General features: G+C 46.2%; 33 protein-coding genes. 26 read left to right on the plus strand and 7 right to left on the minus strand.

Translation table 11 applies throughout. The features are described 5' to 3' along the window. Positions 1 to 4: 4 nt before the first annotated feature. Positions 5 to 925, plus strand: coding sequence for an AAA family ATPase (locus tag BLV33_RS21985; protein WP_090796905.1), 921 nt, complete (start codon positions 5 to 7; stop codon positions 923 to 925). After that, a complete protein-coding gene (locus tag BLV33_RS21990; RefSeq protein ID WP_090796908.1) occupies positions 876 to 2,309 on the plus strand; it encodes a DUF58 domain-containing protein in 1,434 nt (477 codons plus the stop codon). The genes BLV33_RS21985 and BLV33_RS21990 overlap by 50 nt, the downstream gene beginning before the upstream one ends. A gap of 11 nt (positions 2,310 to 2,320) precedes the next feature. On the opposite strand, the gene BLV33_RS21995 is transcribed toward BLV33_RS21990, so the two are convergent. Further along, positions 2,321 to 3,292 (minus strand): stage II sporulation protein M, encoded by a 972-nt coding sequence (locus tag BLV33_RS21995; protein WP_090796911.1) that lies wholly within the window; start codon positions 3,290 to 3,292, stop codon positions 2,321 to 2,323. A gap of 63 nt (positions 3,293 to 3,355) precedes the next feature. On the opposite strand from BLV33_RS21995, the gene BLV33_RS22000 reads away from it, so the two are divergent. Next, positions 3,356 to 4,153, plus strand: coding sequence for an RDD family protein (locus BLV33_RS22000; RefSeq protein WP_090796915.1), 798 nt, complete (start codon positions 3,356 to 3,358; stop codon positions 4,151 to 4,153). A 17-nt stretch (positions 4,154 to 4,170) separates the two neighbouring features. Continuing rightward, positions 4,171 to 4,833, plus strand: coding sequence for an oxidoreductase (locus tag BLV33_RS22005; RefSeq protein ID WP_090796919.1), 663 nt, complete (start codon positions 4,171 to 4,173; stop codon positions 4,831 to 4,833). A gap of 1 nt (position 4,834) precedes the next feature. Here BLV33_RS22005 and BLV33_RS22010 read toward each other — a convergent pair whose 3' ends face one another. Both BLV33_RS22010 and BLV33_RS22015 read right to left on the minus strand, forming a co-directional pair. Further along, positions 4,835 to 5,149, minus strand: a complete 315-nt coding sequence (locus BLV33_RS22010; RefSeq protein ID WP_090796921.1) for a dehydrogenase — start codon at positions 5,147 to 5,149, stop codon at positions 4,835 to 4,837. Positions 5,150 to 5,237: 88 nt separating this feature from the next. Beyond that, on the minus strand, positions 5,238 to 5,681 hold the full coding sequence (locus BLV33_RS22015) for a cupredoxin domain-containing protein (protein WP_090796925.1): 444 nt from the start codon (positions 5,679 to 5,681) through the stop codon (positions 5,238 to 5,240). A 167-nt stretch (positions 5,682 to 5,848) separates the two neighbouring features. On the opposite strand from BLV33_RS22015, the gene BLV33_RS22020 reads away from it, so the two are divergent. From BLV33_RS22020 to BLV33_RS22085, 17 genes are all read left to right on the plus strand, one after another. Then, positions 5,849 to 6,451: an undecaprenyl phosphate transporter UptA gene (locus BLV33_RS22020; protein ID WP_090796929.1), complete on the plus strand. Its 603-nt coding sequence runs from the start codon at positions 5,849 to 5,851 to the stop codon at positions 6,449 to 6,451. 15 nt (positions 6,452 to 6,466) lie between these two features. Continuing rightward, on the plus strand, positions 6,467 to 7,033 hold the full coding sequence (locus BLV33_RS22025) for a thioredoxin family protein (RefSeq protein ID WP_090796932.1): 567 nt from the start codon (positions 6,467 to 6,469) through the stop codon (positions 7,031 to 7,033). Positions 7,034 to 7,051: 18 nt separating this feature from the next. Further along, positions 7,052 to 7,675: an MBL fold metallo-hydrolase gene (locus BLV33_RS22030; RefSeq protein WP_090796936.1), complete on the plus strand. Its 624-nt coding sequence runs from the start codon at positions 7,052 to 7,054 to the stop codon at positions 7,673 to 7,675. Positions 7,676 to 7,943: 268 nt separating this feature from the next. Then, entirely contained in the window at positions 7,944 to 8,312 is a 369-nt protein-coding gene (locus BLV33_RS22035; RefSeq protein ID WP_090796939.1) for a hypothetical protein, read from the plus strand. Positions 8,313 to 8,532: 220 nt separating this feature from the next. Further along, complete coding sequence (locus BLV33_RS22040; RefSeq protein ID WP_090796943.1) at positions 8,533 to 9,501, plus strand: PfkB family carbohydrate kinase; 969 nt, start codon at positions 8,533 to 8,535, stop codon at positions 9,499 to 9,501. Between the two features lie 321 nt (positions 9,502 to 9,822). Then, on the plus strand, positions 9,823 to 10,524 hold the full coding sequence (locus BLV33_RS22045; protein WP_090796947.1) for a CpaB family protein: 702 nt from the start codon (positions 9,823 to 9,825) through the stop codon (positions 10,522 to 10,524). Between the two features lie 59 nt (positions 10,525 to 10,583). Further along, the gene (locus tag BLV33_RS22050) at positions 10,584 to 11,822 is read left to right on the plus strand and encodes a CpaE/TadZ family protein (RefSeq protein WP_090796951.1); all 1,239 of its coding nucleotides are present in this window, start codon (positions 10,584 to 10,586) and stop codon (positions 11,820 to 11,822) included. Positions 11,823 to 11,846: 24 nt separating this feature from the next. Beyond that, entirely contained in the window at positions 11,847 to 12,065 is a 219-nt protein-coding gene (locus BLV33_RS28930; RefSeq protein WP_139305797.1) for a hypothetical protein, read from the plus strand. 11 nt (positions 12,066 to 12,076) lie between these two features. Next, positions 12,077 to 13,261 carry an ATPase, T2SS/T4P/T4SS family gene (locus BLV33_RS22055; protein ID WP_253187133.1) on the plus strand — a complete coding sequence of 395 codons (1,185 nt, stop codon included), beginning with the start codon at positions 12,077 to 12,079 and terminating at the stop codon, positions 13,259 to 13,261. Further along, positions 13,255 to 14,190 (plus strand): hypothetical protein, encoded by a 936-nt coding sequence (locus BLV33_RS22060; protein ID WP_090796953.1) that lies wholly within the window; start codon positions 13,255 to 13,257, stop codon positions 14,188 to 14,190. The genes BLV33_RS22055 and BLV33_RS22060 overlap by 7 nt, the downstream gene beginning before the upstream one ends. Before the next feature lie 11 nt (positions 14,191 to 14,201). Continuing rightward, on the plus strand, positions 14,202 to 14,672 hold the full coding sequence (locus tag BLV33_RS22065; protein WP_090796957.1) for a hypothetical protein: 471 nt from the start codon (positions 14,202 to 14,204) through the stop codon (positions 14,670 to 14,672). Beyond that, positions 14,669 to 15,109 (plus strand): hypothetical protein, encoded by a 441-nt coding sequence (locus BLV33_RS22070; protein WP_139305799.1) that lies wholly within the window; start codon positions 14,669 to 14,671, stop codon positions 15,107 to 15,109. Before BLV33_RS22065 ends, BLV33_RS22070 begins: the two co-directional genes overlap by 4 nt. Positions 15,110 to 15,127: 18 nt before the next feature. Beyond that, positions 15,128 to 15,277 carry a hypothetical protein gene (locus BLV33_RS29480; RefSeq protein ID WP_171909249.1) on the plus strand — a complete coding sequence of 50 codons (150 nt, stop codon included), beginning with the start codon at positions 15,128 to 15,130 and terminating at the stop codon, positions 15,275 to 15,277. Beyond that, entirely contained in the window at positions 15,274 to 15,420 is a 147-nt protein-coding gene (locus BLV33_RS29485; protein WP_171909250.1) for a hypothetical protein, read from the plus strand. The genes BLV33_RS29480 and BLV33_RS29485 overlap by 4 nt, the downstream gene beginning before the upstream one ends. Continuing rightward, positions 15,417 to 15,842, plus strand: a complete 426-nt coding sequence (locus BLV33_RS22075; protein WP_090796965.1) for a hypothetical protein — start codon at positions 15,417 to 15,419, stop codon at positions 15,840 to 15,842. The genes BLV33_RS29485 and BLV33_RS22075 overlap by 4 nt, the downstream gene beginning before the upstream one ends. Before the next feature lie 18 nt (positions 15,843 to 15,860). Beyond that, positions 15,861 to 16,343: a hypothetical protein gene (locus BLV33_RS22080; RefSeq protein ID WP_090796969.1), complete on the plus strand. Its 483-nt coding sequence runs from the start codon at positions 15,861 to 15,863 to the stop codon at positions 16,341 to 16,343. A gap of 180 nt (positions 16,344 to 16,523) precedes the next feature. After that, complete coding sequence (locus tag BLV33_RS22085) at positions 16,524 to 17,732, plus strand: M24 family metallopeptidase (protein WP_090796972.1); 1,209 nt, start codon at positions 16,524 to 16,526, stop codon at positions 17,730 to 17,732. Positions 17,733 to 17,770: 38 nt separating this feature from the next. On the opposite strand, the gene clpP is transcribed toward BLV33_RS22085, so the two are convergent. Genes clpP through BLV33_RS22100 form a run of 3 tightly spaced genes read right to left on the minus strand, consistent with a single transcriptional unit; the run spans position 17,771 to position 19,236 of the window. Next, positions 17,771 to 18,352, minus strand: a complete 582-nt coding sequence (gene clpP / locus BLV33_RS22090) for an ATP-dependent Clp endopeptidase proteolytic subunit ClpP (RefSeq protein WP_090799139.1) — start codon at positions 18,350 to 18,352, stop codon at positions 17,771 to 17,773. 52 nt (positions 18,353 to 18,404) lie between these two features. Then, on the minus strand, positions 18,405 to 18,692 hold the full coding sequence (locus BLV33_RS22095; RefSeq protein ID WP_090796975.1) for a hypothetical protein: 288 nt from the start codon (positions 18,690 to 18,692) through the stop codon (positions 18,405 to 18,407). Continuing rightward, positions 18,685 to 19,236 carry an ArsR/SmtB family transcription factor gene (locus tag BLV33_RS22100; RefSeq protein ID WP_366414859.1) on the minus strand — a complete coding sequence of 184 codons (552 nt, stop codon included), beginning with the start codon at positions 19,234 to 19,236 and terminating at the stop codon, positions 18,685 to 18,687. The genes BLV33_RS22095 and BLV33_RS22100 overlap by 8 nt, the downstream gene beginning before the upstream one ends. Before the next feature lie 319 nt (positions 19,237 to 19,555). Here BLV33_RS22100 and BLV33_RS30215 point away from each other — a divergent pair, with 319 nt between their 5' ends. The 5 genes from BLV33_RS30215 to BLV33_RS22120 all read left to right on the plus strand — a co-directional run bounded on the left by BLV33_RS30215 (position 19,556) and on the right by BLV33_RS22120 (position 22,472). Beyond that, a complete protein-coding gene (locus BLV33_RS30215) occupies positions 19,556 to 19,960 on the plus strand; it encodes a PDDEXK family nuclease (protein ID WP_253187135.1) in 405 nt (134 codons plus the stop codon). Positions 19,961 to 20,243: 283 nt separating this feature from the next. After that, positions 20,244 to 20,393 carry a TnsA endonuclease C-terminal domain-containing protein gene (locus BLV33_RS30220; protein ID WP_253187261.1) on the plus strand — a complete coding sequence of 50 codons (150 nt, stop codon included), beginning with the start codon at positions 20,244 to 20,246 and terminating at the stop codon, positions 20,391 to 20,393. Continuing rightward, positions 20,390 to 21,067: a hypothetical protein gene (locus tag BLV33_RS22110; protein WP_090796982.1), complete on the plus strand. Its 678-nt coding sequence runs from the start codon at positions 20,390 to 20,392 to the stop codon at positions 21,065 to 21,067. Before BLV33_RS30220 ends, BLV33_RS22110 begins: the two co-directional genes overlap by 4 nt. Beyond that, positions 21,001 to 21,531, plus strand: coding sequence for a hypothetical protein (locus BLV33_RS30875; protein ID WP_366414860.1), 531 nt, complete (start codon positions 21,001 to 21,003; stop codon positions 21,529 to 21,531). The genes BLV33_RS22110 and BLV33_RS30875 overlap by 67 nt, the downstream gene beginning before the upstream one ends. Then, a complete protein-coding gene (locus BLV33_RS22120) occupies positions 21,504 to 22,472 on the plus strand; it encodes a TnsD family Tn7-like transposition protein (RefSeq protein WP_090796989.1) in 969 nt (322 codons plus the stop codon). Before BLV33_RS30875 ends, BLV33_RS22120 begins: the two co-directional genes overlap by 28 nt. A 289-nt stretch (positions 22,473 to 22,761) precedes the next feature. Here the strand turns inward: BLV33_RS22120 and BLV33_RS22125 are convergent, their stop codons facing one another. Further along, positions 22,762 to 23,538, minus strand: coding sequence for a TetR/AcrR family transcriptional regulator (locus BLV33_RS22125; protein WP_090796993.1), 777 nt, complete (start codon positions 23,536 to 23,538; stop codon positions 22,762 to 22,764). Positions 23,539 to 23,560: the final 22 nt, after the last annotated feature.

Genomic DNA, 23,560 nt, shown 5'->3' on the forward strand with positions numbered 1-23,560 from the left:
ACGAATGGATCGATTATTGGAAGCAATGGATCGCAAGCTGCATGGGCAAAAGCTGAACATACGCTTGTTGGTTGCGGCAATGCTGGCAGGAGGCCATGTACTGCTCGAAGGTGTGCCTGGGCTGGGTAAAACGAGAATGGCACGCACCTTGGCAGCGCTGGCAGGCGGCGAGTATAAGCGCATTCAGTTTACGCCCGATCTCATGCCCGGCGATATCACGGGAAGCGTGATTTTCAACATGAAAGAAAATGAATTTACAACGATACAAGGTCCGGTTTTCACCAATGTGCTGCTTGCGGATGAAATCAACCGCTCCGGACCGAAAACTCAAGCGGCATTGCTGGAAGCGATGGAGGAGCGCCAAGTTACTATTCAAGGGAACACCTTCCTTCTTCCGGATCCATTCTTCGTCATCGCGACGCAAAACCCGGTGGAATATGAAGGAACCTATCCGCTCCCAGAAGCACAGCTGGATCGATTTTTGTTTAAACTGGTGCTGGAGTATCCGAATGAAGAAGCGGAAAAGCTGATTCTCCGCAGCCACGTTCCGTTTCTCGAAGAGCGGGAACAGCCGCTTGCTCCCGTGATCACTCCGGAACGGATCAAAGTTTGGCAAAAGCAGCTCGCTTCGGTCGTAGTGGATGATTCACTTTTCACGTACATAGCTACACTGGTGCGCCAAACCAGGGAATCGAAACGCGTTCAGCTTGGCGCCAGTCCCCGAGCAGGCATTGCTGTGCTGATGGCAGCCAAAGCATGGGCATTTATGGAAGGGCGAGGTTATGTGACCCCCGATGATATCAAAATGGTGGCTCGTCCCGCCCTTAGACACAGGCTGCTGCTGACACCGCAAGCGGAATTGGAGGGTGCAGCCAGTGACCACATCATTGAAGAAACGCTCGGCTCCATTCCGGTTCCTCGGTAAACTGCTGCTTGAGGATTTTGTGGTACCGACACGGCGGTTCATCCTGCTTCTTCTCGTTGGTGCTGCTCTAACTCTTCTTGGGTTTGGCTTGCAGCTTGGCAGCTACATATTCTGGACCTATAATGCTTTGCTGCTGGTGTTCAGTGTGATCGATGTGCGGCTGCTTCCAAGGCGAAGAGAATGGTCTGTGCAGCGTCAATTACCCAGCCGGGTCGATGTCAATGAGAGCTTTGAGGTTAGGCTCGAGTTAAGCTTGGCCAAGCCCTATTCGGTGCAGTTGGAGATCAGTGATGATCTGCCAGTTACCTTCAGCGGCGCACCGGAGCAACGAAAGGATAAACCGAATCCGGATGTGCTTGGTGATGACTATTTGACCAACCGCTCCTTAACTGGCGGGATCATGTCGGGATTGTCCGCCGCATTCAGATATAGCACTAAAGCTTATGAAAGAGGGCTATACCGCTTTTCCTATGTGTATCTGCGATATTCGGGAGGTTTTGGTCTCTGGAAAAAGCAGCTTCGTTTCGATCAAGCGGGAGAAATAGAAGTATATCCTGATTTGTCCGGGGTGCGCGGTGTATTGGGTTCGTTCCAGGATGCGCTTATCTTGGAAGGGAATCGGCTGTATAAAAAGCAAAGAAGCGGCTCGGATTTTCATTACATCCGGGATTTTGCGCAGGGTGACGATTCGCGGCATATTAACTGGAAAGCTTCGGCTCGCACAGCCAAGCTGATGACCAACCTTTTTCAACCGGAAAAAGGCAAGATTGTGACGCTCGTGCTGGATTGTGGGCGCATGATGGGGATTGAGCTGGAAGGGCAGGTGAAGCTGGACCGAACGCTGGAAGCGGCTTTGACTATGGCTGCCGTTGCGCTCAGGCAGGGTGATCAGGTTGCGCTACTGGCCTATTCGACTCGCGTCAAGGTATATGTGCCTCCCGGCAGAGGCCTTACTCACTTGCAAGAGCTGACCCGTGCCGTTTACGATTTAAAAAGCGAGTTTGTCGAATCCAGCTACAGTACTGCGTTTAGCCACATGCTCGGATTTCAAAAGAAACGCTCTCTGATCATGCTGTTTTCGGATATGGAAAGCTTCCTGCAAAGCAAGGAATTGCTCCCCTACCTAAGCAGGCTGCGCAAAAGCAATCCTGTACTCTTGCTATCGCTCCAGGATCCTGTGCTGTATGAATGGGGCCGCGTCAACGCGGAGAACAGCCGAACCGCCTTCATTCAAAGCTTGGCGCACAAATTTGCCACGGATCGTAATCATTATGTACATAAAATGGCCGGCATGAGCATCCCAGTTCTCGATGTTCCCGCCGACCAGCTCACTCTTAGTGCTGTGAATGCTTATTTGGACCTCAAAGCCAGAGATGCTCTTTAATTAAACGAGCTTCAGCCTTGTCGAATGGGGCTCCTCTGTTTACTTGCTCCGAATACATAGTAAACGGCTAATAGCAGTAATGTAGCGCCTGCTACCAGGTACTTGGCTTCGAGTGATATCGCTGATGGGGTGATATACCCCTCGATGATGCCTGCGATCACGAACAGGGGAATGGTGCCCAGCATCAGCTGTGCCGATTCCTTGGCTGATTCGAGAAAGCGATGCTTTCTCGAATAAGGACCGGGCACAAAAATGCGGTACCCCATGTAAAGGCCTGCGCCGCCAGCGATAAATATAGCCGTCAGCTCTATGACGCCATGCGGCAGTATGTACGCCCAGAAGATGTAGCTCCTGCCGGACTGCACGAACACGGCGGCTAGTGCTCCGATCAACAAACCGTTTGTCACGAGTAAATATATAGTTCCCAGCCCGAGTGTAATGCCGCTGACAAAAGCCATGACGGCTACACGAATGTTATTGGTCATGATTGTGGTAGAAACGAGCGGGCTGTGCAGATCACCGCGAGGCTGATTCGTTTGGGCAGGATCAATGCCTGCCGCCATGCTGGGAGGGACGATCTGATACAGATTCAGCGGGTCCTTCCAAACGGCAACGTAGCCGGACACACCACCGATCAGGAAGAGGGCTAGCGCAAATACGACGAACAGCTTTCTTTTACGAATCAAAGCCGGGAAATAGTTCAAAAAGAAAGCACGAAGCTGTTGCGAGCTGCGGTTATTTTCTTGATACATCACGTTATGGGCTTTAGCGACCAGTTGGTTCAGGTAAAAGGTCATTTCATCCGCCGGTCGGTACGTTTGAAGTGTCGCCAGGTGAGAGGAGACGGATTTGTACAGCTCCGTGAAACGGTCTAAATGTTCGGCATACAGGCGGGATTTTCGTTTTTTACCCATTTGCGCAAGGAGCTGCTCGAGCTCAGTCCATTGTGATTTGTGTTCTTTGATGAAGCGAGAGATTTCCATGTAGGCCCCCTGTCTTTTTCACACATCCATCTTACCACAATTAATGTAACCCGAGGAGAACCCATGAACGAGTTTCAAGAGAAAGAACTTACGGTTATAACCCCCGAGCATGTGCAGTTGCAGTTTCAAACCGCCGGTATCGGCAGCAGAGCCATAGCGCATTTGCTGGACGGATTGATTTTGATAATCTTCAATGGATTGCTCCTTGCGTGTGCTGTTGGCATAAACAAAGTGGCTGGAGGGCATTTATTTCCCGGCTTGTCCGATTATGCCTCTGCGTTTGCGATCATCATTGTGTTGCTGCTGAATACGGGTTATTTTGTACTGACAGAGATGTATATGGGCGGGCAAACACCCGGCAAACGAATACTGGGTCTGCGCGTTCTCCAGGAAAACGGACAATCGGCGACATTTTTATCGATTATCATTCGCAATCTTTTTCGCATCCTGGACCTCCTGCCGTCCTTTTATTTTCTAGGTGTACTTGTGATGCTGTTCAGCTCCAAAGATAAGCGCATCGGCGATATGGTGGCGGGCACGATTGTTATTTTTGAGCAAAGTCGAGAGCGCCTGAAACGCAAAAAAACCATCGATAAAACGATAGTAAAATGGCAGAACCGTCTGCCTGTTCTGATACTGGAAGAAGAAGCAAGACAGCGGATTACCTCTAAGGATTGGCAGCTGCTGCACGCATGGATGGAACGTTTACCCAGTTTGCCCGGTGTAAAAAGAGAGGAGCTCAGCATCCCAATCGCCCGGCATTTTGCAGCAAAGCTGGAGTATTCATCCTCACAATTGAATGAGACATCCGCTTATTTGGTTGCTTTATATAAGGAATTGCGCAGTGATTGGGAGGTTTGAGGAAGGGAGGGAATCTTATGACAAAAAAAGCATTGATTGCTGGCGCAACTGGGCTGATCGGTAAAGAACTGGTGGCGCTGCTGCTGTCTGATCCCCATTATGAACAGGTGATAGCATTAGTCAGAAAGCCGATGCCCATACAGCATACAAAGCTTGTTCAACATTTAACTGATTTTGACCATTTGGAGGAAGTATCGGAGCTTTTTCGGGATGCGGCGGACGTATTTTGCACACTTGGAACGACGATTAAAGTGGCGAAGACCAAAGCGGCTTTTCGCAAGGTGGACTATGAATATCCAGTCAGGCTTGCTCGATTAGCCATGCAAAACGGGGCACAGCAATTCTTGATCGTAACGGCTATGGGCGCGAACCGGGACTCCGGCATTTTTTACAACCAGGTAAAAGGGCAGGTGGAAGAAGAGATTAGGGGTATAGGCTTGCCTGCCCTGCATATCTTTCGTCCTTCGCTCTTATTGGGAGATCGTGCCGAAAGCCGCTTGGGTGAACAGATTGGATCCGTCCTGGCTGGAATTCTTACTCCATTTATGGTCGGCGGACTGCGCAAATATAGGCCTATCCACGTTAAAACAGTAGCCCGGGCCATGGTTCATACAGCACGAACCCAAGTGAAGGGATATGATGTGTATTCATCCGAAGAAATAGCAAAGAGGGGTTTTTGATTCAACCTCCGTACGCGTCGCGAAAAGCCCGATTCAGCACTGCGGGTTCCACTTGCCAAAGCTCTGCTATATCCCCGCTGACATGCTCCTCCCACCAGTCGGCTTGCGCCTTGCGGTTGCTCTGCATCTCCACAATCACGGCCAAATTTAGTACCACCTGTTTGTAATACGTATCTTCCGCTTGCTTCATGAGTTCCGGGGATATCCAGGTTTTCAGCCTTTTGGCTGTGCGGTACAGCTCCTTGCTGCAGGCTCTTCGAATCGCCCGGGCATTGGGATATTGAGGGTTGTGCCTTTCATTGGTTTTATTATACATACGGTGACACCTTCCTTATATGCTATAGGTATGCAGCAAAGGAAGGGGGAGCAACAAAAATGGGATAGATAGGCGATCCCGGTTTTCTTCAGTTAACGACGATATAAGCGACCATAGGTCCATTGTGTGCGATATCAGGATGTGCTGTGCAAATGATGCGATAAATGCCTGCCTTTTGGGCGGTGAACGAGACGACAGTCTCCTTGCCTTTTTTCACTTCACCTTTCACATTCAAGCCTTCGATGATAAAGGGGTGGCTGTCCCCGTTCACTCCAAAAATGCTGAGGTTAATCTTCTCACCTTTGTGCACGACAATCGTACCTGGATCCAGGCGGTATACTTCAATTGATTTGCCATCTGCCGTCTTGGACGCAAATTCTCCGGTGACCATATGAATCGTTCTGGCCGGACCCGAATCGGCAAGAGCAGGAATCAATTGTTCTTTGCCCCAGAATAGAGCTGCAGCAACAAGTAAAATCGCAGTTCCTGTAAAGACCAGGTGTTTTTTATGAATCAGGAATACTTTGGACATCTTGTGACCTCCCCTTAAAAATGAACTTGTACACTTATATATGCACCAGCTTGTCAACTCATGATTGCAATTTGTCGCAGCGCTGGTTGACATGGTAGAATAGATTAAGTTAGTTAGGGTCAAGCTTGGATAGGGAGCTCAAGATTCGGTGAGGGAGTAGATAAAGCATGAGTGCGTTTATTCATCAAGTGTTGGATTACATAACAGGTTTAGGGTATTGGGGTATTTTCCTGGGGCTGATGCTGGAAGTTATCCCGAATGAATTACTTCTGGCCTACGCGGGATTTTTGGTTTCCAATGGCCAAATCACCTTTATTGGCGCCATGCTGTGTGCGGTATTTGGAGGAACCTTGGCGCAAATCGTGCTTTACTGGATTGGGCGTTACGGCGGAAGGCCTTTTGTTGAGAGATTCGGTAAATATTTGCTTATTTCCAAGCATCACATCGATGTTGCAGAGTCCTGGTTTAACAAATATGGTACGGGCATGATTTTTACTGCCAGATTCGTACCCGTTGTGCGTCACGCCATATCCATTCCAGCGGGAATGGCAAGAATGCCATTGTCACGGTTTACGATTTATACGGCTCTGGCCTTGGTCCCCTATTCCATTTTATATATCTGGCTCGGGATGACCTTAAAGGACAATTGGCAAAAAATCAACGAATATGCGGGTCCGTACATCAAGCCGGTGATTATGGCGGCTGTTGTACTGACTGCGCTTTATATTGCATACAAATTTTTTATGAAAAGAAGACAAATCAGAGAATAAGGAGGCTGTATCCGTATGAGCATCAATCTTGCAGAAAAGCTTCGCAAAGGATTAAAACCGCAGCAATTTATTGACAGTATGGAGAAAAATCAAGAGCAATTTTTATCCTGGTATAACGGGTTTGAGTGGGACAATGAAGACGACAAGGCGTTTTTCGAATCCCTCAACAATCGTGACGATTTGAGATGCTTGATCATAGGAGCCGACTGGTGCGGCGATGTTGTTCGCAACATTCCGGTTGTTTTCCGTGCGCTGGAGAATAGCGGTGTTCCGGTAGAAGTATTTATCATGGAGCAGCATTTGGATTTTATCGATCAATTCCTGACCTTTGGCGGCCGTTCCATTCCAGTCGTACTCTTCACCGATACCGGCGGATTCGTGCTTGGTCAGTGGGGGCCTCGTCCAGAGCATGTGCAGGCTGTCATGAAGAAGTTTAAAGCAGAGAATCCAGACCGCCAAGCACCGGATTATGATGACAATATGAAAGTGACTCGCGCGGAAATGATGCGGCAATATGGTGAAGGCAGAGGGTATCAGGCTCACATTGTAAAAGAACTGCGTGAATTAATATCTACATTCTAAGAGACTGTGAGCGAAACCATGATTAAGATAGATTCTTTAGCCTTAGGGCCTTTGGCGACGAATGCGTATCTGCTGTCGAATCCTGATACAGGGAAAGGGATCATCATAGATCCAGGCATGAATGCTCAGTCTTTGATTAAACGCATTGCCCATTTGGAGATTGAAGCGATCCTTCTGACACATGCGCATTTTGACCATATCGGCGGTGTGGAGGAGATCCGTAAGCTGAAGAAATGTCCAGTGTACCTTCATGATCTGGAAGCGGACTGGCTGACCAACCCGAAGAAAAACGGCTCGTCACACTATCCGGAGCTGGGTAGTCCCATTGTAACGGAGCCTGCCGAGTATGCGCTTGATGAAGGGCAAGTGCTGCATTTTCTTGGCGCTTCGTTTAAGGTATTTCATACTCCCGGCCATTCCCCGGGAAGTGTGAGCTTCCTCTACGAGAACCATTTGTTTGGAGGAGATGTGTTATTCAAGCTCTCTGTCGGAAGAACGGATTTGTCCGGCGGTGACGAAGGTACCCTGCTCGATTCCATTCATGGCAAGCTGTTCGAGCTTGATGATAACGTGATCGTATATCCTGGACATGGACCGCGAACGACGATTGGATACGAGCGTGAGCATAATCCGTATGTGTAACACAATAACAAGGTAAAATAAGCAAAAGCTGAAGCAGTTCTCGGAAAAATTTCCGGGCTGCTTTTTTTGTTGATAAGATGGGACGGCGTAGTCGATTATCCTTGGTCGAGCTGTTTTGGTAGAACAGCTTGTTCGCCCATGGCACTAGACCAAATTTAGGTGTTGTAGGTATTTACCGTGCTCCTGTTAGGTGCACCCCCATAGACTGATGTTGTAAGTCAAGATGCCGACCTATGTTGGCGGCCAAAATATAAGGAGGTGCTTGTCCATGGAGCATGCCCAGCCAAGCTATACCGCTCCCACTTATACTTCTCCAGCTTATACTTCTCCCGCTTACACTGCTCCTGCTTATCAGGCTCCGCAGATGCCAATGCCAATGCCGCAGCAACAGCCCGTCTATCAACAACCTCTTTCGCCCAAAGCGATGATGACGGCGCCAATGGCAATGCCTGCGCAAGTTGTTCCCAAGCCGAGTCAAACAAATATCCACCTTCACACTTCGTATCAGCAAACCACGTTCATTGTGCCGCCGCCGAGACCTAAGCCAGTGATGGTTAGTTGTTACTCTGATGTCGGGGCCGTGCTCGTCTTGTTCATTTTGCTCGTCATCATTACACGCTGCTTTCCAAAATTTTAATGATGATTTCGCAGTGAAGCTTCTCACCCTTTGATCTGCCGAGGGTGGGAATTTTTTTTATTCACAAAAGAAAGTATAAAATTTCGGATCTCCAAAATAGACTTTCATAAAAAGTTCTCCAACTTGAATTTCCAAGATAAACGCGATAAGCTAACCCTATTGAAGGAGCTGCAGGTTTAACAGCAATCCAACCATACTGAAACATAAGGGGAATACATAAATGTCGAGTAATTGTATAGTTTGCCTGGGCGAGCTGTTGATTGATTTTGTGCCGGAGGAAAATGGACAGGCGCTTGCGGATGTGGGTTCGTTTCGCAAAGCGGCGGGAGGAGCGCCCGCTAATGTGGCTGCTGCCGTGGCGAAGCTTGGAGGAACAAGCCGGTTCATCGGCAAGATCGGAAGCGACCCGTTCGGCTGCTTTTTAAAGAGGAGCTTGGAAGAGGTCGGTGTGCAAGCCGCAGTCGTGGAGTCGAGTGAAGCCAAGACAGGCCTTGCTTTTGTATCACTGCGCCGGGATGGGGAGCGGGATTTCCTCTTCTATCGCGATCCGTCGGCGGATATGCTGCTTCGCGCGGATGAAATCGAAGAGGCATGGCTCGCGGACGCCGCGATCTTTCACTTCGGCTCGGTATCGCTGATCAGCGAGCCGTGCCGCGGCGCCACGCTGGAAGCGGCGCGGCGGGCAAGAGTCTTGGGCGCACTGGTGTCGTACGACCCCAATGTGCGCCTGGCGCTTTGGCCGAGCGCGGACGCCGCTCGGCAGGAAATCCTGCAGCAGCTTCCGCTTGCGGATGTGGTCAAGGTGAGCGAGGAGGAAATCGAATTCCTCCTCGGTACCGATGCGACCACAGGGGCGCAGCAGCTGCTGGAACGCGGACCCAAAGTGGTGGTTATCACTTTGGGTCCGCAGGGCTGCCGCATCGTGACCGCGCGGCAGGATTTGTGGGTCCCCGGCAAGCCTGCGGCGGCCGTGGACACCACCGGCGCCGGCGACGGCTTCGTCGGCGGCATGCTGTTTCAGCTGGCGGCGCTGGGAGTGACGCCGGCTTCCGTCGCGGACGCGCTCGGCGATGCCGAGACCGCGAAGCGGGTGCTCGCGTTCGCGAACCGCGTGGGCGCGATCACGACGACCCGCAGGGGAGCGATTCCCGCGCTCCCGACGCTGGCGGAGGTGCAAGCGGGGGAGTGAGTTCGGGTTCAAAAATTCTACTTGTAAGAATCTTGGAAATGTGATATTTTAATAATACTTTTCCATATCGGATGCGGAAGAACCGCTCGGTTCATGCTTTATTGCATAGTCGGGCGGTTTTTATTAAAATTTGTTATTTACAATAATATCTAATTATGTTAATATTTAACTATACAAAGATTTTATTAAATCTCATTTGCGAAGAACGCAAATTAACAGGCTGATTGCCTGCTAATAGCGTTCTTTTTTGTTAAATGCGCTCTTCATTTAGGACAGCGCAGCCGTTTATCCTTGTTACTCGATGAAGGGGGTGATTGCCGTTTGAATCGCAGAAGAAGCCTGCTGATCAGCATTGCGGCAGCATTGCTGTCTGGTCTTCTGGTTTATGGAGTGTATGTTCTGCAGGTCAGGCAGGTAGCTTTACAGCAAACAGTAAACATCGTTGTACCAAAGAATTTTATTCGTGCAGGCACTCTGATTGAGGAGGGATTGGTCGAACTAAGGCCTGTTTTGAAAGGCAGTTACAGTGACAATATGGTAACGAAGCTTAGCGATGTTATCGGTCAGGAAACCTTAATGCCTCTAGGCAGTAATGAACCGCTGCTCTGCTGGAAAATCAACAAGTTCCACATGCTGCCTGGAGCCCAGCAGTCAACCTTTCAGATTCCCAAGGAGTATATTCTGTCGGTTTCCAATGGGATTCGTGCGGGTGATCAGGTGAGGATTTATGCTTCTTCTTCGGATGGCGCATCACGCAAACTGCTGGATAAGGATATTAGAGTGGCATCTGTAAAATCGTCGGCCAATATCGAAATCGATAACCCAAAGAACTCCAACTTGCTGTCCAAAGCGAATGGAGATGCCGAAAAAATGTACCTCTCCCGACTGGAGGCAAACGGAGCCATTGACCAGATCAATTTAAACCTCACCGAGGAGGAATGGTTGCTGCTTGACAGGCTCTGCAGTACCAAGAAAACCAAGCTCGTTATAGCTTTCAGCTCCGCTTCAATAACTTCGCCATAACCCATCCGCAACATCTTCACAGCCTCGCTGAACTATTTTATGAGAAAAGGAGGAAATTAATGAGAATCGGTTTGCTTTCTACGGATGAAAGATTGATAGATGAGCTTACCAACGTGATTTACAGGGAGCCGTTTGAATGGATTATTCGATCCACCCCAAGAGAAATGGAATTGGAAAGCACAGTTTCACCTTTTTCATATATGGTGCTGTCAGATCGATATCTGGATTTTGCCGGATTGACAGAATTATTGGATATTTTGAAAAAACTCTCGCCAGCCGGCAGGCTGATCGTCTTGCTTTCCAACTATCATGAAGCGGCGATTAACGAAAAGTATGTCAAAATGTGCAAAATGAAACAAGTGGATTATGTGCTTCCGGGACATGGAATTGCTACAATTGCTGACTACATTCGATCTTGGGCGGATCACACCGCCGGGCATGGGACCAATCTTTCAGCTGCAGATGGTAAAATCATCAGCTTCGTCGGCTCGACGCCGAATATAGGAACGACATTGGTTTCTTTCGGCACCGCATTTTGCATGGCACAGCTAACAAGTGCAAAAGTAGGATATCTTTGTCTTAATCTGAAAAGCTCCAAGCTTCATAAATATTTGGGCAGAGATGATCGCATTTTTACACTGGATGCTTTAAGAGCAGAGCTAAAAGCCCAAAGTCTTAATAAAGAGCGGCTGCTCCAGGTTTGCGATTCCGTGTGCGAAGCTCCTGGACTCTATGTCTTATATGGAAACATGCTCAGGGAGCAAGCCGAGTTTTTTACACCGGCGGAAATTGAACATATTCTGCGAGTGGCCAGATCTGCTTTTGATATATGCATCGTGGAAGTTAACGCTTACTGGGATAATGCGGCTACGATCTGCGGGATTGTGGAAGCCAACACACGGATTGCTGTTACTACGGGGGATATGGCTCATTTTCAGGAAGATTTGAATAAATGGATTGGGCAAGTTGGCTCCGTGTTTGGATTGCAATCGCATGGTTTTGAAATGATCGCTGTGCAGATGGATAAACAATCCAAAACGGACAGCCTGTCGATTAGAGACATACGTAAAGAAACTCAGATGCATTTGATCGGCCAGGTTTCCCGGTATGTGGATTTGACGACTGTTTTGAATCAGGGAAAGCTGGTGGAAATGCTGCAATCCGGTCATCCCATGAAGGAGGAGATTGCTGCGATTACACACAAGCTGATCCATTTGCATCATCTGGCGAGATCTGAATCCGACTCCGCCCGCAAACCGTGGTTTAAGAAGATTTTAGCAGGAACAGCAGTAAGCTAACGATTATGAGAGTGAGTGAAGGATGTGAGGAACGACAAATTTTCCGTTTTATCCTATGTTCACAAGCGAAAGGGGGAAAGACCAGGCAGTTTAAAACAGGAAGCAGCAGCAACTGCCATTTCCGACAGCGAGCAAATCGCAGAAAATTTGGTTTTCAAACAATGGATCGAGGATATTCGTGCTGAATTGGAGCTGCAAGAGGGCGGTCCGAAGAAGAAAAGCAGCTTTACAATGATACGCTGAATCGCGCTATTTTGGGCTATGAAGAAGATCGAGGCAAGCTTCTCGCGTTAGTTTATGACCTTGTAGCCAAGCGCAGGCTAAAGGAATTGCCTCCATTGACCCGCAATTACGAGTCATTACCGGAAGCCATTTTTGCGGAAATTATCGGGCTTAATGTTTTGGAGCTGGTGCTTAAAAATAAAGAGGGACTTGAAGAAATCCAGGTAGTGGGAAGGCACATTTTCGAAGTCAGGAATGGCTATGCCCAGCCTTCCGTACATCGGCTTCCTTCATTAAAAGATCTGGAGCGCATCCAGCAGAATCTTGTTCTTTTTAATAATGATTCCTTAAATCCTCGTAAAAAATGGGCTGAAGTTAATCTTCGAGACGGCTCGCGCGTAACGATGACCGGTTTCGGTTTTACGTCTGAGCCGACTCTTACCATCCGCTTTTACACAGTCAAGCGATTTGACCTCGCCAGCTTGGCTCATCCCGATTTAAACACCATTGATCCCAAAATGAAGGATTTGATGCTGTGCATCATTCGAGCTTATTTTAATATGGTGGTCATTGGGCCTACGAACTCGGGAAAGACGAATTTGCTCAAAGCTTTTATTGCGGAAATGGACGATAACGAACGCATCATTACGATAGAGTCGCGATTCGAGTTAAATCTTAAACGTGATTTTCCGCAAAAAAACATCATCGAGTATGAAGTGGATGAGGAAGACAGCAAGCATTCCGGACAGCTAGCGTTCAAGCTTGCACTTCGCCAATCTCCAAAAAGAATCTGTCAGGCCGAAATCAGGGATGAAGACGCCAATTTATATGTAAAGGCGTGCACTCGAGGGCATGAAGGAAGCATAACTTCAGTACATGTCAACCAATTGGAAGATGTTCCTGACGCCATTACAGACATGTGCATGCAAGATGGAAGGAGGATGGATTCTGCTCGCTTAACAAAAAGAATTACCCAATATGTCACGCAAATCGGCTTTGAGATGGCTGTTGTGAATACAAAAAGGAGGGTTGTCAGAATAGGGGAATACAGCTATGAGGAAGGGGAGGTTCGAGTAAAAGAATTGGCGGTTTTCGACGCTATGGAACAATGCTGGACATTTCCCGGGAAATTGTCGGAATTCGCATCTGCAAAAATTAAACATCATGACCCGTCCGGGTATATTAAGCTTCAGATGCTGGGATGGATTGTATGCTGATCTATGCCATGATTAGCTTTCTATTGCTGCTTTTTGTCCTCATTTATATCGTTATTCGGTTTTTATTAACTTCAATTATTGCCCAAAGAAAAGCGCGTTATAGACTGCAATATGTGCGTAATTCCAAATTAAGCAGCCGTTTGTCGCAATATCTTTTAAAAAGCAATATGCTCTACCAGCATCTTCAGGAAATGATGGAATCCATCGGATCAAAAAGTTCCATAGGCGGGATAATGACAATTTCTTTTTTGCTGCTTGTTTCAGGGTTTTTGTCCGGTGCTTTATATTTCCAAAGCTTTAAAGGAGTGATCATCATCACATTGATATCAACCTCACTCCCTTATTTAATGCTGCGAATGAAGCTTATCAGTTTAAGGCTGCGCACGCGGCTTGAGTTTTTGCCTGCTGTCGAAATTTTTTATCAATACTATATGCTTGGCGGAAACAAGAATGTAAAAACGGCTTTGAAAACCTGCCTGGAAGAGGATAGGATGCTTCACCCCATTAAACCTATATTCGAGCAGCTCTACCGCAATCTTATGACCCAGCGTAATTCGGAGGAAAGCCTGAGAATATTTTCGATCACGCTTGGTCATGTGTGGGCCGATTATTTTACCTCTATCTTAAAAGTTGCCTTAACTGAAGGGAATTCGGTAGCCGTCAATTTAAAAGATTTAATTACCGATATGCGCAAAGCGCAAAGGTTCGACCAAACAGAAAGAAACCGGCTTTTGGAGATTCGCATTGCTAACTTTACACCTATTGCATTTTTATCACTTTTTTTATTTATAAATTTCAAAGTGAATTATGCCAATGCCTATCATTATTATGTGCTGGACCCAGCCGGACGCAATCTGCTGCTTGATGCGCTGCTGCTTATTTTTATCTCCTTTTTAATGGGTATTTATTTATCTTTGCGAAGAATGTGAAAGGAGCAACTATGGTTATTGAATCAACTCAGATGGTCGGGATTCAGATTGCTTCCAATCTGCTTCTGCTGCTCATGGGGGCTATAGCCTTTTATTATGCGCTGCTTAGTCTGCCTGTGCGAAAAAGCAGATGGAGATCAATGAAAGTTTCCGCGCTGACCAAGGATAATAAGCTGTCACAAGCTGCGGCCAAATTGTTATGGATACGGCTGAACAGTCCAAGCCTGGAATTGAGTAAACAACTGTTGATAGGCAGCGGTATTCGAATGGATGCGATTGTTTATGAGACTATTCGAAGAATGTTAATCATTTTATTAACCGTATTAATTATTACAGGTTATTTAGCTTTTCAGCAGCCGAGCCTTACACTTTTTATCAATCCGATCTATGTGATCGCGTGCAGTTTATCTTTCTTGATCTTTATCATTTTGATCAAAAAGTATTATTGCAGCTCAAGGAACGCAGGGCTCAACGAATTGTGAAAGAGATCTACTTGATCAGTCACCAGCTGCTTTATTATTCAGGCTCCAAAATGAACCTGCATGCCAAGCTTGCTCGATGCCTTTCCCAAACACGGACTTTGCGGCCCAGTTTTCAGCTTCTGCTTAATGAATGGTATCAGGATGCGGAAGCAGCTATTCATCGTTTTAAAAACAGGCTTGGCAGTGATGAAGCCCATAGCTTTGGTGAAACGCTGAATGCAATGCGGCTGGGTGAGCATGAAGATTACTATGATCTGATCAAGCAGCGGATTACGGATTATAAGGAAAAAATAGAACTCAATCGGGAAAGCAAAAAAGAAGCCGTGTCCTATGTGCTGTTCGTACTGGCCGGGTTACCGATTTTGAACACCATTCGTGTCTTCATGTATCCATGGATCGTGGAGGGACAGCAATTATTTAACTCCATCAATGGATAAAAGGGAGCTGTAACGAAAATGAGAAATATTTTGATTACGGTAATGATGTTAATCGTTGTGGCCTTTCTGTTCACTTCCATTGTAAACAACGGAAATTCAGGGATGAGGCATAACATTCAAAACCACGGGACAACAGCCAATACCAACATCACGGCGCTAACGCCTTGAGATCTATCTTGATTACTGTGATGCTGGTCATTGTAGTTATTGTCATTTATAACAATGTGGTGGGAGGCAGCGGCGGTACTAAGCAGCAGGTCAAAGACAGCGGGGCACGGATCAATGGTACGATCCAAAGTATGGATCCATGAAGCAGATATTGGTTTTTATTCTGTTTGCGGCTATGCTTTGCTGGTTTATGTTTGCGCCCGTTTATAAGCATGTGATCATTTTAAGACAAGCTTTATTGCAAAAGGAGGTCGATTATTTGCTGGAAATCGGCGCAAGCGGGCTGCATGGTTACATCAGTCCGGCCATGGTGGCAGCTTCCAAGGTACGGCTCCAGGGCAGAGGCTTTGAACCCAGCGATTTGGCATACACGGTGACCACAACCAATGCAGTAAACGGTGAAGATCCCAGCGTCCCGGTGATGAGGGGAATTGGAATTGGTTTGCAGGTGACCTATCCGTATAATCGACTATTTGTAATCGACCAACTGGTTGGTATCTCCGTTCCGGCTGCTGCTGCCCGCATGGGAGCGGCAGGAATGAAAATGAGCGAATATGTTCATTGAGCCCGAGGGTGCGTCATCATGCATAAAATGCTGCTGTTAATTCTCATGAGCTTATTTTATATGACCTTGTACGCTCTGCAGACTGATGAAGAAGTAGCGATGCATACCTATTTTCGCGGCAAGCACGGGTTGGATGCCGATGTTCACGCCGCAGCCCAGCAAAGTGATGCGGCAAAGCTGGCACAGGGTGTTCATGCCATTGATACTGCGCAAGCGCAAAGCTCGGCGCTGCAGTTTTTGCAATCCAATCTACGCCTGGATGCCAACAATGATCCGTTACCCAGCACTTTTTTTCGCAATCGGGTAGAGGTGCTGCTCTTTAAGGTAGTTAACGATCAAGAGGTGTTTCCTTATACGTATACCCATCCCCTCTACGGGTACACGGTTACTCTCCAAAAGCCGGGTGTGATCATGTTTATTCGCCTCGATTATCCCCGGACTTATTCCGTCCTGCAGCCTATCAGCTGGACCCTCAAGGCTGCAGCGGAAATGGTATATTAAGACAAAAGCTGATCTCCAAGTGGAATTTACTTGGAGATCAGCTTTTTTGATTGGGGAAGCCCTCGCCTTCATGTGCATCCATTGCCTGATCTTTGCTTTTTTGGAGGGGAACGTTTAATGTGAATTTAAGAGATGAATATTCCACACGACTTCTTAAAATCGTTCTTTCCGGAGGTTATTATGAATATTTTTGAGCAAAGACAGCAGCAGCTTCAAACCGAATTGAGCCGGAGAGGGATTGCCGGTTTTTTGGTTAATCATTATGTTGATCTCTATTATTACTCGGGGACTATGCAGACCGGGTATTTGTTTATTCCGGCTGAGGGAGAATCCGTGTATTTCGTGCGCAGGAGTCTTTCCCGAGCAGCTGAAGAAGCATCAGCCCTTGTCGAGCCGTTTGGCTCGATGAAAACACTCAAAGAGCGCATCGCTGCGCGAAATCCGCACATGTTTGAACCAGCGGGAGCCGACCCCGCCGCGGCTCCCGTTCGCTTCGCGACCGAGCTGGACGTGCTGCCCGTCCAGCATCTCCAGCGCCTCGAGGCCGCCTTCGCCGGCATCGCCTGGGAGGATGGCTCCCTCCTCGTGAGGGAGCAGCGCATGCTGAAATCGCCGGACGAGGTCGCGGCGATCAAAAAGGCTGCGTTCGCGGTGGACGCAGCCTTGGAAGCAGCCATCCGACACGTGCGAGTCGGCATGGCCGAGTTCGAGCTGATGGCTTTCATCGAGCATCAGCTTAGAATGCAAGGGCACCAGGGGCTCACGCGCATGCGCACTTACAATTCCGAGTTGATCACCGGAATGGTGGCGGCAGGCGCTTCGGCGGCGGTGCCCACTTATTTTGACGGGCCGGCCGGGGGCACGGGACTTCACCCGTCCAGCCCGCAAAGCTCAGGCCGGGCGCTGATCCAGCACGGCGAACCGATTCTCGTCGATATCGGCTGCACGCTCGACGGCTATTTGATCGATCAGACGCGTACGCTCGTGATCGGCGATCTGGACCCGGAGCTGCAGCGCGCTTACGAGGTGGCGGAGCAGGTGCTCCGCGCAACCGAGGCCAGGCTGCAGCCGGGCACAATCAGTGAGCATCTGTATCTGCTCGCTCTGGATCAAGTGAAGGAAGCGGGGCTCAGCGACCACTTCATGGGTTACGGCGAGGACCAAGTGAAATTCCTTGGTCACGGCATCGGGCTCGAAATCGACGAGCTGCCCGTTCTCGCCAAGGGGTTCAAAACCCCGCTGGCGCCGGGCATGGTCATCGCCATCGAGCCCAAGTTTACCTTTCCGGGCCGAGGCGTCGTCGGCATCGAGAACACCTATCTCATCACCGAACAGGGTTATGAGAATCTTTCGATTTCCCGAGAAGGAATCATACGCATTTTTGAGTGAATTCCTTAATGACTTGATCTTCCCAGCCCTACTAAGTCTTAAATCTTCTCAATAACCTTATCAATCAATCCATAAGACTGCGCATCCTCAGCGGACAAGAAATAGTCGCGGTCCGTATCGCGTTCTACCTTTTCCATAGGCTGCTTGGTCGTATCGGAAATAATTTGATTCAACACACGCCTTGTCTTCAAAATATGATTTGCGCGAATACTGATATCGCTGGCTTGTCCCTGAGCTCCGCCCCATGGCTGATGGATCATCACTTCAGCGTTGGGCAAAGCAAATCTTTTGCCGGGAGCTCCGGCTGTCAGGAGAATCGCGCCCATCGAAGCGGCCATTCCTACACAAATGGTGGATACATCAGGTTTGATGAAACGCATCGTATCATAGATAGCTAGCCCCGCCGTTGTGCTTCCCCCAGGTGAATTCACATATAAACTGATGTCCTTCTCCGGATCCTCAGCCGACAAAAACAGCAGCTGAGCAATTACTGCATTCGCTATCTGATCATTAATTTCGGTTCCCACAAATACAATCCGATCTTTTAGCAGTCTGGAATAAATATCATAAGAACGCTCTCCACGAGAGCTTTGTTCTACAACCATAGGTATAAAACTCATTGAACTCATCCTCTCTTTGTAAACCTTGAAATTAACCTCTAACCAGCCAGCTTTAAGCAGCCAAACCTTGTACAGAATTACTTTCATGAATGCTTTTTCCAAACCCGGAGGAAATCATGATTAGCTTTACAGATTGTTCGGCAGGTGCCGGAAAAAGCTCCCAACGGGTGATCGTTGCTTCTGATTCGCCAGTATTCAGCAATTGTCGATAAGCATCCATATCCACAACCTTGTCAGCAGCAGCTTTTTGCGGTATGCGGCTCTGTTCCCAAACCAATATAGGATTTTCTTGGACTTCCCTTTTTGAACCTTCATCAGCCTTATTCATTTCCTCATTCATCTGCATTTCCTCCTTGTGCTGGCTTTGGATATACGGCAAGCAATACATTGTAATCTACGCTGCAGTCCTTTTTGCCATGATAACGATCCACTAATTGCTGTACGAGAGCCACATACTCCTCTACAAAAGCATTCCTTTCTTCCTGATCGGAGAGCTGAACCCGCAATTGCAGGGCTGCACTGGGTATTGTCTCGTTTTCATCGGATTGCTCCATAAGCAGTAGCGCATCCCTTTTAATTCGCTCGGAAGTGTCAATCAAATGAGCGAGTGCGCTTTGATCCTTAAGCTTTTGCATCGTCTCCGGTTTCATGCTAAGGGATTCTGCGAGAACGAAGCTCTTGGCGATAGATCTGTACAGCAGCTCAACCAAATTGCGTACTTGCCTGGAACCGACTCGTTCGACCAAACCTGCTTTTTCCAGTGCTTTCAAATGATAATTCACCCGTTGCGGCTGTTCGCCAAGCTGACGGGCCACTTCTGCGGCGGATGCCGGCTCCATCAAACGGGCGACAATTTCACCCCGTAAAGGATTGAGCAGAGCCATAGCCTGTTCCGGTGTCTCGACCACATAGCTATTTGGAAGTTCGCTCAACAAGGCCATATCACACCTTTAATAATATTATATTACGTAAAAACATTTTATTACGTGGGATTGTGTTTGTCAAATATTTTTGTTGTTGGTTGTTGTCGGCTGACAAATATGTTTTGAAGTAGACAAATATGTTTTGAAGTGCCAAACATTGTTTTGAAGTGCCAAATAAAGTTTTGAAGTACGGGTTTATACGCTAAATTTAATGGAGAAAATAAGTAGTAACCATTCAGACGTAGCAGACAATAGTTGCTTCAACATGCGCCCTTACCACATGGTATGGGCGATTATCATTTTATGGACGGTGATTCTCTTGAATAGAGGTAATGCAGTCAGAAAATATCAAGAAAATAAAAAGAAAGATGGACGTGGACAAGGGTACGGTGCCGAGTACAAGCCGTTTATACAAGCTAGTGATAATAAAACTCCTTCCGATGGTTATCTAACTCGGGATCTAGGATGGAAAACAGGAAGAATTCATCATACCTTGTCAAAGGTCGAGTACCGATATTTAATGCTTCTGAATTGGATGGATAATGTCGTGGATATAAGAGAGCAGTACCCTCTTGAAATAGAGCGGACGTTAGAAATATCAAAACAGTTGAATATACCTCATGCACATATTGATAACGTGCCAGTATATCCTACTACAGATCTATTGGATCAGACAAAGGAGTAATCGATTCTGTACGAACTGTAAAGGAAGTTAGCGATCTGAGTACAAGAACTCTTGAGTTATTTGAGATTGAAAAACACTATTTTCTTGAGCAGGGGATCGATTGGGGGATAATCATTAATTCACAATTGCCAGTGAACATGGTACGAAATATTGAATGGATGTTCGAAGGGAGATTTTTGGATAGTGACCTGGTCTGGACGGTGATTTGGTAGAGTACATTCAGCTGCCTTTCATAAAACTCTTAATAGAAGATGGCGCTTTAACTCCAATTCAGAAATTATGTTTGCAAGCGGATAATAAATTCGGTCTGGAACAGGGCTCAAGCATGTTTTTATTGAAACATCTGTTAGCCAATAAGATTATCCACACCGATATGAATAGATTCATTAGAAATTCATCACCATTGTTGATAAGTAAGGAGATGATTAGATGATATACGAAAATTCAATTATACAACTTCTTCATAGTGATAATAAACAAAATCGTTTGATTCGAGTCTGCTGGATCTCAAACGATCTTCAGAATCTTATAGTGATTGATATTACAGATTTCAAAAACGTGGACTTCCCATATTTCGTAAAAATGGAGGACCTGTTAAATGATTTTGAGGAATCGAGGGCTAAAAAAATAGATTTCGAACCGGATTTACATATAATAAATCCTTCGGAAGAGTACCTAATGAAATATGCCGATAAATTGAATATGAAGTGGAAACTGATTGAGGAATTAGTGTCTACCGAACCCGCCATATACATCCCAGAGGAGCGGTGGAAACTTCTTGAAGAGTTGACCGCAAAAACTGGTGTTCAAGCCAATGTAATTTATGATCTGCTTAAGCGTTACTGGTTTTATGGGAAGACAATAAACGGGTTACTTCCTAATTACTTTGATTGTGGAGCGAAAGGTGAGTCAAGGCATATATTCCGTTTGTGTCTCCTTTTTTGGAGAAATCAACATGGGGAAACTTATTTGATGATGTATATAAATTTCATAGTATCGATAGAATTTTCGATCAGCAAATTAAATATTGTCCTCAATGTATGTGGGATGATTATAACCAAGAAGGAAATTGCTATGTTCATCGTGAACACCAATTTGGCTTTATGAATTTTTGTGTAAAGCATAAAATTAATTTAGTAAAAGAGTGCCCTGAATGTAAGGAACTCTATGCAGATATAAAAGGACAATATCTATCTTTGTTGCCTATATGCAAAAATAATCATATTGTTCAAGTACCTGAATCGGAATGTTATGATTCGTTCTTGATGGAAATCATAGATGATTTCAAAATATTAATTAAGCATTATGGAAAACTTGATGCTGATCTATTCATGGACAAGTTAATAATTGCTCTGGGAAACAGAGGGTACATACATTATAAAGGTGCGATTGATAAAATTAGGGTAATAGAAGATCTGTTTACTTTTTTTGATGTAAGCAATCTTGAAAAAATTGGAGTTTATAAAGAAAATCTTGTTAAACATTTTAAAATAACAAAGTTATTTACTAGGGAAAATATGGTTATGGTAATCTTGAGAATTTCATACTTAGTAATGAAACTTATTCATTAGACCTTCCATTTGGTTGTGGACCCTGGCCTTGCTTAAATAAAAATAATATATGTCCATTTAGTAGTGAGTTTGTTATTAAACATTGTAACAGAGCATACAAACAAATCATCTCGGCTTCATTTTCCTGTCCACATTGCGGGTTTACCTATATTAAACGCTACTATCCTAAAGATATTGAAAATAAGAGTAGATATTTCATCGCTGATCACGGTGAGTTGTGGAGAGAAAAAGTTAATGGTTTACTTAGAGAAAATAAATCTATTCTATTTATTTCTAAGTTTGTGGGTTCCGATATGGAAACAATTAATAAATTTAGGGATAATATTAATTATCAAGATGAAAAAGGTCTTGCTGGCAGACCTGGACATGCATTAAATGACCTTAAGAAAGAGTTAGTAGATTTATTGCAAAGTCAATTAAAAGGAAAAAATAGAAAGCAGATTAAAATTTTTTTTGGATTTTCAAAATACGATAAGCTTATGAAGCATGAGAGAGTGTGGATGGAGGAAATGTTGCCACCAAGAAAAATTAACTTAATAAAAAAAATCAATTATAAAGAGCATGATGAAGAAACTTATCCACTTATTGAACAAGTGGCGAAGCAAATATATTTGGAAAATCCTCCAGTAAGAATTACAAAAACTATGATTTTGAAAAGGGTATCGTCTTTTGAATTGGCAAGATTGAATGGAAGGAATAAACATAAATTCGTCAGAATAAATCAAACTCTTGAAGTTTATTCAGAGAAAATAGATGATTTCTTAATAAGGATTTTCCCCATAGTAATCAATCGATTTGAACAAAGCGAGAAATATAAGACTTTGAATTGGGGATTAATAATTCATAAATTACATAGTGGTTACAAAGGAGCATCACCCAAAACTAAAGAATGGGTTATCGGTAAAATTGAAGAATATAATTCTTGTACTAAAAGGATGTGAAGTAGACAAATTTATTAATGAATTTTATTTACAATGACGCAGGGTTTGTTCAGCACCCTCAATAGCGATATCCACCCAATAAAGGTTGCACGGATTTGAAAATAAATGATCGCTATCTAAAGGTGTCTATTGGTGAAAAGAAAGGTGGTCTAGACCCCTTTACTGTCGGCTCCACAAGAAGGCAAGTTGAAAGGCTGCTAAGTCATAACGATCGGCAACCTTATTTTTCAAACTTCCTTTTTGTACCAATTATCCGCCTGCATTCCGCAATGGAGTAACAAGAGACTTTTTATTGCTCCTGCTTGGGAGATTTGGAGTTTAGGTAGTACTCTATGCCGTCCAGAATTCGCTCCAGTCCGAAATCGAAGTCGTTTAAGACGGTGTGATCTTCTTCGTTCTCACCTGTATAGGCACCAGACATTACAACCGGATGCAAATTCGGAAAACGTTCTGGTGTGACCAGTTGCTTCAACGCGGCACTGTAATCTAGCCCGCTGAAAGCGCCTGGACTTGCACCCGCCCGAAGGGCACTTTCAATGTCACGAACCAACATACCGCTCGCACGAGCATAACTGCTCAAAAGAAGAATAACGGACATTTTTTCATTGTTGTTCAGACGGAGTCCGTCCATAGCGCCCAGCGCCCAATCCACGACTCGGAGGTTGTTTGGGGTAATGGGGACGCCTGAAATCGGAATATCTCCGAACCAGGAATGCTCCCGGTAGACAGCCATGATTGCCGGAACAAATTTCTGCAGGCTTTCACGCCAGTGTTCCCCTTCCATCCTCTCGGGAAGAACTCTGTCGCATGCGGCCTCCTGCATGAGCAATAACAAGTCGTCCTTGCTTGGAATGTACCTGTAGAGGGACATCGTAGTAAAGCCCAGGGAAGCCGCTACCCGATTCATGGAAACGGAGGACAGCCCCTCTTTGTCAGCGATTGAAACCGCAGCATCCACGATTTGTTTAATGCTCATCTCACGCTTCGGTCCCCGCTGAGGTTGTTTGACGAGCCCCCAGCTGAGCGCCACTCCGCGCGGCAATTTTCCCTCAATTTCGCAATTCATTGTGAAGACCCTCCTGAGTGTC

The sequence above is a fragment of the Paenibacillus sp. GP183 genome, assembly GCF_900104695.1.
Classification (GTDB): Bacteria; Bacillota; Bacilli; order Paenibacillales; family NBRC-103111; genus Paenibacillus_AI.